Origin of the sequence: Sphingobacterium sp. SG20118 (genome assembly GCF_044740685.1) — a bacterium.
Taxonomy (GTDB): Bacteria; Bacteroidota; Bacteroidia; order Sphingobacteriales; family Sphingobacteriaceae; genus Sphingobacterium.
Genome location: NZ_CP172826.1, coordinates 1002475 through 1014793 on the forward strand (window position 1 = coordinate 1002475; position 12319 = coordinate 1014793).

Consider the following 12319-nt stretch of genomic DNA (forward strand, 5'->3'; position numbering starts at 1 on the left):
ATGACAGATAGGGGATAGGGGGGAGGTGTTGTTTTTTAATTTAAATATTGATTTAGTCATTTTGATGTATAAATGATAAGTAATCTGATGTTTTAATGTTAATTTTTTAATAAAATTTAAAAAACATTATGAATTTAATTATTATTTGTTTTAATTTGTGCCAATAGTTCAACTAAAGGATAGAAACAATAAAAAAATAATAATATGTGTGGTATCATTGGAGCATTTGATTTGAAAGATTCTGTTGAAGTCGTTAGACCTCAAGTTTTAGAAATGTCTAAACGTATACGTCACCGTGGACCAGATTGGTCAGGTATCTATAGCTCAGAACAGGCAATATTGGCGCATGAGCGTTTAGCTATTGTAGATCCAAAATCCGGAAGTCAACCGTTATATAGTCCCGATGGACAGGTTGTGTTGGCGGTAAATGGAGAAATTTACAATCATCAAGAATTGCGTGCCAGTTTGCCCGACTATGATTTTGCGACTGAATCAGATTCTGAGGTTATATTAGCGATGTATTTGCAAAAAGGTCCTCAGTTTATAGAAGAGCTAAACGGAATTTTTGGTTTTGCTTTATACGATGCCCGCGACGGTTCTTTTTTAATAGCTCGCGATCATATGGGCATCATACCGCTTTACTATGGTTCTGATGAAAAAGGACAGTTTTTTGTGGCATCGGAATTAAAATCGTTGGAAGGATTCTGTACCACGATGGATCAATTTCCTCCAGGACATTATATGTATAGTATCGAGAGTAAGGAACCCAAAAGATGGTATTCAAGGGAATGGGAGTCTTACGATGTGGTCAAAGATGCGGAAACTGATATCGTCAGGCTGCGCGAGTCTTTGGAGGCTGCTGTACACCGTCAATTGATGTCCGATGTACCTTATGGCGTATTGCTATCAGGTGGATTAGATTCGTCTGTTATCGCTGCTATTACAAAGAAGTTTGCTTCAAAACGTATCGAATCTGGCGATGAGGACGAGGCATGGTATCCGCAACTACATTCTTTTGCAGTTGGCTTAAAAGGTGCTCCAGATTTAATTGCAGCCAAAAAAGCAGCTGATCATATTGGTACGATCCATCATGAAGTCAACTTTACGATTCAAGAAGGTCTCGATGCCATCCGTGATGTCATTTACCATTTAGAAACTTATGATGTGACCACGATCAGGGCTTCGACACCGATGTACCTATTGTCTCGCGTCATTAAATCGATGGGAATAAAAATGGTGTTATCTGGAGAAGGTTTCTGATGAGTTGTTTGGGGGATATCTATATTTTCATAAGGCACCGAATGCGAAGGAATTTCATGAAGAAACAGTTCGGAAATTAAAGAAGTTGTATTTATATGATTGTCTACGTGCCAACAAATCTTTGGCGGCATGGGGTGTTGAGGGACGAGTACCATTTTTAGATAAGGAATTTATGGATGTAGCCATGACCATGAATCCAACGGATAAAATGATTAAAGATGGGCGTATGGAGAAATGGGTGTTACGTAAAGCTTTTGAGGATTACCTGCCAGAAAGTATCGCTTGGAGACAAAAGGAACAATTTTCTGATGGTGTTGGATACAGTTGGATCGATACCCTCAAAGAACAGGCTGAGCGTAAAGTAAGCGATGTTGCATTTGCAGGTGCAGCAGATAGATTTCCAATCAATACACCTAAAAATAAAGAAGAATTTTTATATCGCAGCATATTTGAGTCTCATTTTCCATCAGAAGCTGCCTCGAGAACGGTACCATCGGTTAAGTCAGTTGCTTGCAGTACTCCAGAAGCATTGCTATGGGATGCTTCCTTCCAAAACTTAAATGATCCATCGGGAAGAGCAGTTGCGGCTGTGCATCTTGATAGTTATGCGAAAAAAGAAGTGTTAATGGATTAAAAGCCGTCAATGTTTCTTTATCCAGTTTCAAATATGCAGCCCTCGAAAAGTCATGTAAAATAAGCGCGTGGTTAACTAAAAAAACAGCGCTAAGGATGTGTCGCACATTTTCTAGGAATAGCGCTGTATTTAGCGAAAAAGGAGTGGAGTTCTATAATTCTACTCCTTTTTACTTAAAAGACCAGTGTGGTGAGCGTCAGGAATGGTCTTGTTTTCTTATTCCTTTGGTTACCTTACTAAGATACTTTGATATGATTGGCCTTGATTTTTTCTCCGAAAAATATTTCTGCTTTTGATTCAAAATTTCGAGGATCATCTGTTGTGAAAAACTGTAATGTTCCCTGTTTGGAACTATTGTTCTCAATTACTGAATGTGTTTGCAGGTATGTTTTTAAGCTCTTGGCAACGAGTGGGCCTTGCGAAATGATGCTGATGTGCTTGGGCACGAATTGTGTGATCACAGGTAGCAACAATGGGTAATGGGTGCAAGCTAAGATGATCGTATCGATATCGGGCGATTGTTTTAACAATTCCTTGATATCTTTTCCAACGAAATATTTAGCCCCCTCGGTATCGATTTCATTGTTTTCAACTAAGGGAACCCAAAAAGGACAATCGTGCTGAAAAACTTGAATTTCAGGATTGAACTTATTGATTTCAATTTTATAAGACTCTGATTTTACGGTGCCTGTTGTTGCCAAAATACCGACTTGATTGGTTTTTGTAAATTCTTTTACAATTTCTGTTGTAGGGCGTATGACCCCCAATACTCTTTTTCCGGGAGGAAGGTCGTGCTGTTGAATAGAGCGTAGTGCTTTTGCTGAAGCTGTATTGCAGGCTAAGATAACCAGATTGCATCCAAGTTCAAATAACTTAAAAACACATTGTTTAGTAAATTCATATACCGTTTCGAATGAGCGTGTACCGTAGGGTACGCGAGCATTATCGCCTAGATAGATATAATCGTATTGTGGTAGTTGTTTTTTGATTTCCTTGAATACCGATAAACCACCGTATCCAGAATCAAAAATCCCTATTGGACCAATATGCTGTTTTTCTTGCTCCATAAAAAAAGTGCTATAAGAATTACCTTATAGCACTTTGGTTTCTATAAGGTAAACTATATTTGTTTAAGCAAAGATGGTTTTTCTTTGTATATTTTCCATATTAATTCTCCAAATAAAGTGTTTTGCCATGCAAACCATTTACGGGTGAAGTTTTTGGGATCATCTTTATGAAATGATTCGTGCATAAAACCTGTATCTCCATGTGTAGCAATCAGCATTTTAACACAATCTACGATTTCTTGATCATTAATTGATGTAAAGGCACGCATCATGATGGACATTGGCCAAATGAAGTCACGACCGATATGTGGTCCTCCAATACCTTCTCCAGCAGTACCTTTGAAGAAAAAGGGATTGTTGTCTGATAAGATATATTGACGTGTGCGTTGATAGATTGGATCTTCTGCTTTAACAGCATCCAAGTAAGGTAACGAAAGTAAGCTAGGTACATTGGCATCATCCATCATCAAAAATGAACCGAAGCCATCAACTTCGAAAGCATATACTTGACCAAATTGTGGATGGTTTATTATTCCGTATTTTTGAACAGCCGTCTCTACCTCATTAGCTAAAGCTTCCATTTTGGCGGCTAAAGTCGTATTATTTTTTACTTTTCTTAAAATCTCTGCAGATTGTCTTAAACTGACTACGGCAAAAAGGTTAGAAGGAATCAAGAAAGAAAATACAGTAGAATCATCTGAAGGTCTGAAGCTGGAACAAATTAGGCCAACAGGTTTAACAGGGTATCCATATCCATCCACTTGTAGGGTATCCGATCCACGAGGTGTGTCGCGCATAAATTTGTATGGACCTAAATTTTCTTTACGCTGCTGCTCTACAAATGTTTTATAAATTTTTTCTTGTGCTGCTTCCCACTCCTCATTAAAGGGATTATCATCGTTTGTTTCTTTCCAATAGTGATAAGCAAGTCTAATTGGGTAACAAAGAGAATCGATTTCCCATTTGCGCTCATGAATCCCTGGTTTCATGTCCGTATGGTCGCTGAACCATTCTCCTTTTTTTGTTGGATCATTATAGAACGCATTTGCATAAGGGTCGATGTTGATGCACTTGCTTTGTTTATGAATTAAACCCGAAATCAGATTTTTGAGACTTTTATCATCTTTCATAAAAGCTAGGTACGGCCACACTTGAGCACTACTATCTCGTAACCACATGGCGTCTATGTCACCTGTAATTACATAGGTGTAATTACGGCCATTTTCGACGTATGGAAATACAGTCGTATCTAAAGTGTTTGGAAGACAGTTCCCGAAAAGCCATGCCAATTCTTTGTTTGTAGTCGCTTTACCAAATGTTGCAATTGTATTTTCAATAGCTTTACTGGAGAATAGACGCTTACCTAGGGGAGTACGCACCGTGGGGAATGAAGTCTGCATCGTTGCAAAAGATACTTTGCTCGCAAATAATCCAGCACCCAATGCGGCTGAATTTTGAATGAATGTTCTGCGTTTCATTGTTAAATATCAATAAGGTTATTTATTATCATACTGGTTCTATACTAAAGGCAAGGTAATAAAAAAACGTTAAAAGAGAAAGCAAATACGTTTTAGCATGATTATTTTATATTTAGTAATTGTTATAAGTTTAAAAAACCGTTATTTTGTTTTTAGGAATGGATTTTGCTGTTCTTTTTAATGTTTAAAAAAATCTCATGAAAGAAAAAGGGTCATTAAAATATTTAGCAATAGCTGGAGTGATCTCGCTTGGAATGTTGTCTCAAGATGAAGTGCATGCACAAATTAAGAATCAGCCCTATTCCTATCAATTTTCTCAAAAAATGAATGATGTTTTGTATTCGCCAAATACGCGATTACATACCTCTTCTAAACCATTTCTATTTAAGGATGAATTATTGGTAAAGTTCGACTCTATTCAATCGAATCAGCCGGTAGCCTCAGATAACTGGTTTATGCGTAAGCTATTTAATGAACATCTAATCGAAGTGGCGAAAGAAGATTATACTTTTTATGCCGATTTATTGCCCGATATGATCATTGGGAAAGACGGATTAGGGGATAAGCGCAATACTTGGATGAACTCAAGAGGTTTTCAAGCTGGTGTTACGTTAGGCGATAAATTTACATTCTATACGAGTGCAACTGAGAACCAAGCTGTTTTTCCAGAATACCTATCGGAATATATCGATGATAGAAAAGTGATACCTGGTGAGGGAAATACTAAACACCAGTCGAACAATAAGAAAGATTGGATGAATGCTACTGCTAGTATGACTTATGATTTTAGCAAGCATTTTCAGGCAACTGTAGCGTATGATAAGAACTTCATCGGTGACGGTTATCGTTCGATGTTATTATCTGATTTTTCTTCGAACTACACGCATTTGAAATTTACGGGAACAATCGGGAATGTTCAATATACTTCGGTATGGGCCTATATGAACGATCCGACCAATAAAAGAGCGGATGATATGGGAGCAACAGAGCGTTATGGTGATGGAAAGAAATGGGGTGTTTTTCAGTATATTGACTACAATGTGACAAACAGATTTTCGGTAGGTTTCTTTCAGTCGATCACTTGGGCTAACCAAGATGCTGCTGGAAAAAGAGGCTTTGATTTCACCTATATCAATCCAGTGATGTTCTTACGCCCTGTGGAGTCAAATAACTCCTCTTCGCCTGATAAGATGTTTTTGGGATTGAATTCTAAATATAAAGTACTTAAAAATGTAACTGCTTATGGACAATTCTTACTAGGAGAATTTACAGCAAAGGAGTTTTTTGCGGGAAAAGGTTATGTGCATAACAAATGGGGAGCACAGTTGGGTGTAAGGGGCTATGATATTTTTGACGTTAAAAACTTAAACTTTTTAGTTGAATATAATACAGCGAGACCTTATACCTATGCGCATTTTGATTCGGGTTCAAATTATAGTAATAATGCTGAGCCATTGGCGCATCCTTTAGGTGCCAACTTTAGAGAAGTGGTCGGTATCGCGAATTATGCTTGGAAAAGATTTGATTTTTCGGCACAACTCAACTATAATGAAAAAGGCTTGGATTTAGAGGACGGCTCGAATATGGGCGGTGATATTTTTCAATCTTATCGTACTTTTGCAAATAAATATGGTAATCATATTGGGCAAGGACTCAAAAGTCAAGTCGTCTATGCGGATGCAAAAGCAGCTTATGTGTTGAATCCTAAATATAACTTGAGATTTGAACTTGGCTATACGCAACGTTATCAAAAAATTGAATATGAAACTCCAGTTACAAATAAATCTGGTGTGTTTAGTATTGGTCTTCGTTCGAGCTTTAGATCGATGTACAGAGATTTTTAAGGTTTGAAAAATATATAATTGATGAAAAAAATATTAATCCTCAATGGTCCTAATCTCAACTTATTAGGCGTACGCGAAAAGTCGATTTATGGAGCGCAAGATTTTGAAAGCTATTTTTCAACGTTAAAAAGTAAGTATGAATCTGTCGCACTGCATTATTTTCAAAGTAATACAGAAGGATTTATTATTGATAAATTGCATGAAGTAGGTTTTGAATTTGATGGCATTGTACTCAATGCAGGGGCTTACACACATACTTCTGTCGCAATAGCAGATGCCATTGCTGCTATCAATACTCCCGTTGTAGAGGTGCATATTTCTAATGTCCATACTAGGGAAGCTTTTAGGCACCATTCCTATCTTGCAAAAAATTGTGTAGGGGTGATTTGTGGCTTTGGGCTAGATAGCTATCGATTAGGCTTAGAAGCGCTATTAGCACGTTGATATATAGTGAAATAAAAAAACCTCTTGATAACTAAATCAAGAGGTTTTTTTATGCGATTGTCTTTTACTTTTTAAGATGAATATCAAAATATTTGGCTATTTTCTCGTACATATGAATACGATCTTTACCTGAAACATTATGCTCATGGGTAGGGTATAGGAAATAATCAACTTGTTTCCCCGCTTTGATACAAGCTTCTACAAACTCCATGCTGTGCTGCTGCAATACAACCGGATCTTGTGCACCATGAATAATCAAAAGATCGCCCTTCAATTGGTCGGCTTTATTGATAAGCGATGTCAACTGATAACCTTCTGGGTTTTCCTGAGGCATATCCATATAACGTTCTCCATACATGATTTCATAGTATTTCCAATCCATGACCGGACCTCCAGCTACAGCGGCTTTGAAGATGTCGTTGTGATGGATCATAAATGAAGTTGTCATAAATCCCCCAAAGCTCCATCCGAAAATACCCATTTTTTCTTGGTCTACAAATGACTTCGATTTTAGGTATTCAATACCTTTCATCTGATCGGCCATTTCTGCTTGTCCCAATTGGCGATGTGTTGCGGTTGCAAATGCACGCCCCCTTGCATCGGTACCTCTATTGTCCATTGTAAATACGATATAGCCCTGTTGTGCCATATACATATCGAAGTAACCAGCACCACCTAACCATTTATTGGTTACCAGTTGCGAATGAGAACCTCCGTATAGGTAGTACATGACGGGGTACTTTTTAGCAGGGTCGAAATCATTTGGATAAATGATACGTCCTGTTAAAGGAGTAGCACCATCTGCAGAAGTCAATGTCACAAATTCGATTTTAGGCGGATTGACTTTTCCTAAAAATGGATTAGGGGAAGAGATTACTTGATCAACTTTACCTGTCTTTATACCTTTTACCTGTACAATGTTGGGTGTTGTTAGGTTGCTGTATTGATCCAATACATACGTACCATCACTATTTAATTTCGCATTATGCGTCCCTCTAACTTGGGTCAACTGTGTCGTTTTTCCCGTTTTGATATCCAGTTCAAATAGTTGACGGTCTAGACCATCATTGGTAACACCGGTATACGAAATTTTATCTCCCTTTGGTGAAAATTCACCTAATTGCTGTACGATAAGATTTTCATGACCTAGTTTTTTTATCAATTTACCGTCTGTATTATACAGGTACAATTGATTGAACCCTTCTCTATCAGACTGATAAAGAAACTGTTTTGGGTTATTGGGTAAAAATAGAAGATCATTTTGTGGTTCGACCCAAGTGGAAGCCGTTTCTTCGAATAATGTTTTGATAAAACGACCATCTTGAGCACTGTATTGGTTCAGCTTCAGATGATTTTGTTCGCGGTTCAGTACACCAACGTAGATACTTTGTCCAGAGGGATCCCATGTTACTGCTGTTAAAAAATGATCACGTGGTTCACCTATCGCCAGGGTTACTTTTTCAGCTGTCTTTGTGTTATATATTACTAAAGTAACTTCTTCATTTTTCATTCCTGCCATAGGATAACGAATATCTTTGACAGAAGCCACACGTGTATCCCATTGGATCAATGGATATTTGCTCACCATGGTTTCATCTTTGCGATAGTATAGCAACTTGTCATTTTGCGAATTCCACCACATACCTTTTTTTATGCCAAACTCTTGTCTATGTGTATTGTCGCTACCATTGACTATGCCATCGGTGGTGTCTGTTGTTACTGCCGTTAATTTGCCATCAGCAGTTTTTAAGTTGATGTTATTCCCAATTAAGAAGGCAACTTTACTGTAATTAGCAGCATATTCTTGGTTGCTACCTGCTTGGTCAGACTGTAGTGCATGAACGACTTGTTTATTTTTAACATCATAAGCGATGTGATACAAGGATAGTTTTGTGCGCAGTGTAAAATTAATGGTATTGGAGTCTTCCCACTGGTAATCACTTGGGAAAGTTTGCAAATTAATTTGCTCTGTTGGAAGCTTTGCTTTTAAAGCAGATTGTAAATCATCTTTACTTATTATAATTGTTTCGGTACCATTGCCATTGGCACTTTTTTGCACCAAATTTTGATAGCTCTTGTCTAAATAGCTAAAGTTATTGCTATTTGGAATCCAATTACTGCTAACAAGGGCAGTAGGTGCATATGTACGGGGTCCGAAGACTGTCTCTTCTATGTTCAAGTTGCGCTGGCCGTAAGCCATTGAACTTGCTAATAATAAAAGTAGCGTGAGTTTTTTCATGCTTATAAAAATTTTTAGTGCCTAAAATTATTGTTTTCTTTTGACTATTTATCATATTCCAGATAAAACACAACTTTTTTACAGGGAGTAAGATATTGAATTTCGATTAAAAACAATATTATATATATGTTTTACCTCTATTTGTAAACTATCTGCCAAATGATAATTTCTTTTTGTAATATTTAATTTGGTACTTTTGCGAAAGTAAAACGATTAACATGTGTTTAGTCTTTTATCGCTTAATATCCACTTTAATAAGATAACCTACATTGCGTGAACGTATAGAAAAAGTATGGCAAAAGACTCGGTTTTTCATCAATAGCCAACCGTTTCATGAAGGATTAAAAATTACCATTGCTGTCCTAATTCCTGTTCTTATATTTACTTGTTTTGGTCAATTGCATTATGGTGTAACGTTAGGCATAGGTAGTATCATTGCGAGTACACCAGATTTGGTAGGTCCCTACCGAGAACGTCGTAAATCTTTGCTTATCACTGTTGTTGTCGTGTTTTGTATGAGTATGCTCACTCGTATTCTCCCGTTTTCAGATTTGTTTTTAGGGTTATTTATTACTTTTTTCTCTTTTGCTGCTTGCATGCTAACGGTTTTTGGAATTAGGGCAATGGGGATAGGTGCTTCTTGTTTACTGGCGCTATTCTTTAGTTTGACACTTACGCATGAAAGTAGTCATCCGATTACGGAAGCTTTACTGTTGACAGCTGGTGCAATTTGGTATATGTTGTTTGTATTGTTGGTGCGTTACTTAAGACCTTATCGGGTCAGTCAGCAGGTTTTGGCTGAATGTGCATATCGAATCGGTCTCTTATTAAGGGTTAAAGCTGATTTTTTTGATGCTACTACTGCCATTGCAAAGACACACAAACGTGTTATTCAGGTGAATGTTATCCTTAATCAACGTCAAGAAAATGTACGGGAGCTCTTGTTCTCTGCGGCTACAGAGAAACAATTTGCCAGTGATCAGTATAAGCAACTCACTTTTATTTTCGCTACGTTGATGGAATTATTCGAACGAATAAATGCCTCACATCATGATTATTATCAGATTCGTGAAAAATATGGACATACAAAGGTCTATCAAATGGTTCCGGATCTGTTGGTAAGTTGTGCCCAGGAATTGGAGCTGCTCTCTACCGCTATAAGTTTACTAAAATCACCAAAATATCCGATACAATTTACAGGACAATGGGATAAAGCTTATGAGGAAATTGTTTCATTGGAAAATCAGGAGCAGAGTACGACAATCGTCCTGAAGAAAATTCTCGTCAATATCCGTTATGTAATGCAGAAAATTAGGGAAATACATCGCATACTATCTAAATCGGGAGATGTGGATGATCATTCTAAATTACTGTTACATAAGGAAAGATTTTTTAAACAACGTACGTTTTCTTGGCCAGCTTTACAGGCTCATTTGAATATCAAATCTCCAATTTTTAGACATTCACTACGTGTCGCTATAGTGATGTTAATCGCATTTGTGATTACAAAGGCACTTCCGGTTTATTTTCCGGCTTACCTTGCTTTAACACAGCATAGTTTTTGGATTTATATCACCATTATTGTTATTTTACGACCAGGGTTTAGTTTAAGTAAGCAAAGAAGTATCGATCGACTGAAAGGTTCTTTCTTAGGAGGGATCTTAGGGTTGTTAAGTATCTATTTTATAACTAATGCCTTTATGTTATTGGCTGTGATGTTAGTCTATATGCTGCTGACATTTACTTTTTTGCGCAGTAAGTACGTCTATGGATCATTTTTTCTGACCGCTTTTTTTCTGATTGCGTATTACTTTTTTACGGGAGTAAATGATTTTGGGGTGCTCTTATTGAAAGAACGTTTGATAGATACTGTTATAGGATGTGTGCTTTCTTTTTTAGCTTTTCATCTGATTCTTCCTACGTGGGAGAGCGATTCTGTTCATATTTATTTGAAGAAGGCAATACACGCTAATTTACATTTCTTATCTGTTAGCTTTAGAACGTTTTCTGGTGATGGGATAGACCTTGCAGATTATAAGTTTGCCCGTAAAGAAGTGTACTTAAGTTTAGCAGAATTAAATGCCTTGAATGAAAGAATAGTGAATGAACCGAGTTATCAACGTCCTTTTACTAAAGAATTGAACGACTTTTCGATTTTTACGCATCAATTGATTTCATATGCGATGGCCTTTACCAATATGTTAGACCATAAATCTGGCTTGAGTTTTCAGGATGAACATGAAAGGTTGATGAATAAGATTCTTTCGAAATTAAAGAAATCATATGCATTGTTTGCAACAGATACTTGGGATGGTATGGGGTTAAAGTCTAACCGGTTAAAACCTGGTCATGATGATGTAGGTGAAGGCATATTGGTCAGGGAGCAGTTGGAGTTGATGCTGGACCTAGTTGAAAAATTGTATCATACCTCTCTGGATATATCATTATTGTCGAAGCGGTAAATTAGATTTTCTGAAAAATTAGAAATAAAGGTAGCGGGATATTTAGATGGATCAAAAAAAGCTATTTGTTCGGTCTACTTTTCAAGCTACCTTTATTGTGTTTTGTATCGTTATGCGAGTGGATTGATATGATCGGCTACAGGAAATTCTTGTCCGGTATTGCCAATTAGTTTGTTCAACTCAAAGCGTGCATTGTCTGTCATGTCTTTGCCTCCGGCAAGTTTTGCTTTATCCAATAATTCCAATGCTAATTTTTCTTCTTCACGTTGCTCATTGACTAGCCATTGTAGGAAGTTCCAAGTTGCCCAATCACCCTCCTTCATACTCATATTTACGATTTTGTAAATCGATTCGGTATTCTCAATCTCTTGTTGCAAAACCATTTCAAAGCATTCCAAGGTGTTTTTAGGCTCTGGTTCTGGTTTTTTGATTGCATCAATCTTCACCGAGCTTCCCCTTTCTTGTACATACTCGATGATTTTCGCCATGTGTACGCGCTCTTCCTGAGAGTGTTTCATCATAAAAGATTTGACGCCGTCCAGCATATTGTCGTCAGCCCAACAGGCTAACATTAGATATACTTGTGCTGAATAGGCTTCCAGTGTGATTTGTTCATTTAAAGCTTTACAAAGTGTTTTTGATAATCGATCTGTTTTAATTGCCATTATTGTAAGATTTAGTACCTCAAATTTACCGTGTAAATCCAGGTGAAATGTTAAAGAAATATAACCTCAATAAAGCATGAAAGTTAGAAATTCAGGCTCTTTATCAAGTAACAATTGGATAGTATAAATGTTTTTAGCAATTATTGATTCCCATTGTTTAATAAAATCAATAAATATGATTCGTGTTCTTTTGTCTACAATTTTGAGCAACTTTTAACAGCATTTT

9 protein-coding genes are annotated in these 12319 nt (G+C 37.0%); 5 read left to right on the forward strand and 4 right to left on the reverse strand.

Going from position 1 to position 12319, the window contains the following annotated elements; translation table 11 throughout:
* Positions 1-204 precede the first annotated feature (204 nt).
* Both asnB and ACFX5U_RS04655 read left to right on the forward strand, forming a co-directional pair.
* A complete protein-coding gene (asnB, locus tag ACFX5U_RS04650) occupies positions 205-1260 on the forward strand; it encodes an asparagine synthase B (protein ID WP_400262624.1) in 1056 nt (351 codons plus the stop codon).
* A gap of 85 nt (positions 1261-1345) precedes the next feature.
* Complete coding sequence (locus ACFX5U_RS04655) at positions 1346-1894, forward strand: asparagine synthase-related protein (RefSeq protein ID WP_400262625.1); 549 nt, start codon at positions 1346-1348, stop codon at positions 1892-1894.
* A 236-nt stretch (positions 1895-2130) separates the two neighbouring features.
* Here ACFX5U_RS04655 and murI read toward each other — a convergent pair whose 3' ends face one another.
* The gene (gene murI, locus ACFX5U_RS04660; RefSeq protein WP_280569895.1) at positions 2131-2961 is read right to left on the reverse strand and encodes a glutamate racemase; all 831 of its coding nucleotides are present in this window, start codon (positions 2959-2961) and stop codon (positions 2131-2133) included.
* A 53-nt stretch (positions 2962-3014) separates the two neighbouring features.
* Positions 3015-4439, reverse strand: a complete 1425-nt coding sequence (locus ACFX5U_RS04665; protein ID WP_400262626.1) for a glycoside hydrolase family 125 protein — start codon at positions 4437-4439, stop codon at positions 3015-3017.
* A 197-nt stretch (positions 4440-4636) separates the two neighbouring features.
* Between ACFX5U_RS04665 and ACFX5U_RS04670 the strand changes: the two genes are divergently transcribed.
* Positions 4637-6283 carry a hypothetical protein gene (locus ACFX5U_RS04670; RefSeq protein WP_038696674.1) on the forward strand — a complete coding sequence of 549 codons (1647 nt, stop codon included), beginning with the start codon at positions 4637-4639 and terminating at the stop codon, positions 6281-6283.
* A 21-nt stretch (positions 6284-6304) separates the two neighbouring features.
* The gene (gene aroQ / locus ACFX5U_RS04675) at positions 6305-6727 is read left to right on the forward strand and encodes a type II 3-dehydroquinate dehydratase (RefSeq protein WP_038696676.1); all 423 of its coding nucleotides are present in this window, start codon (positions 6305-6307) and stop codon (positions 6725-6727) included.
* A gap of 64 nt (positions 6728-6791) precedes the next feature.
* Here the strand turns inward: aroQ and ACFX5U_RS04680 are convergent, their stop codons facing one another.
* A complete protein-coding gene (locus ACFX5U_RS04680) occupies positions 6792-8966 on the reverse strand; it encodes a DPP IV N-terminal domain-containing protein (RefSeq protein WP_400262627.1) in 2175 nt (724 codons plus the stop codon).
* 269 nt (positions 8967-9235) lie between these two features.
* On the opposite strand from ACFX5U_RS04680, the gene ACFX5U_RS04685 reads away from it, so the two are divergent.
* Positions 9236-11428, forward strand: a complete 2193-nt coding sequence (locus ACFX5U_RS04685; protein ID WP_400262628.1) for an FUSC family membrane protein — start codon at positions 9236-9238, stop codon at positions 11426-11428.
* 110 nt (positions 11429-11538) lie between these two features.
* Here the strand turns inward: ACFX5U_RS04685 and ACFX5U_RS04690 are convergent, their stop codons facing one another.
* Entirely contained in the window at positions 11539-12093 is a 555-nt protein-coding gene (locus tag ACFX5U_RS04690) for a ferritin (protein WP_235212356.1), read from the reverse strand.
* Positions 12094-12319 lie beyond the last annotated feature (226 nt).

Coding starts and splice junctions, on each gene's coding strand:
- asnB (WP_400262624.1), top strand. CDS start 205: ATGTGTGGTATCATTGGAGCATTTGATTTGAAAGATTCTGTTGAAGTC.
- murI (WP_280569895.1), bottom strand. CDS start 2,961: ATGGAGCAAGAAAAACAGCATATTGGTCCAATAGGGATTTTTGATTCT.
- ACFX5U_RS04665 (WP_400262626.1), bottom strand. CDS start 4,439: ATGAAACGCAGAACATTCATTCAAAATTCAGCCGCATTGGGTGCTGGA.
- ACFX5U_RS04670 (WP_038696674.1), top strand. CDS start 4,637: ATGAAAGAAAAAGGGTCATTAAAATATTTAGCAATAGCTGGAGTGATC.
- aroQ (WP_038696676.1), top strand. CDS start 6,305: ATGAAAAAAATATTAATCCTCAATGGTCCTAATCTCAACTTATTAGGC.
- ACFX5U_RS04680 (WP_400262627.1), bottom strand. CDS start 8,966: ATGAAAAAACTCACGCTACTTTTATTATTAGCAAGTTCAATGGCTTAC.
- ACFX5U_RS04690 (WP_235212356.1), bottom strand. CDS start 12,093: ATGGCAATTAAAACAGATCGATTATCAAAAACACTTTGTAAAGCTTTA.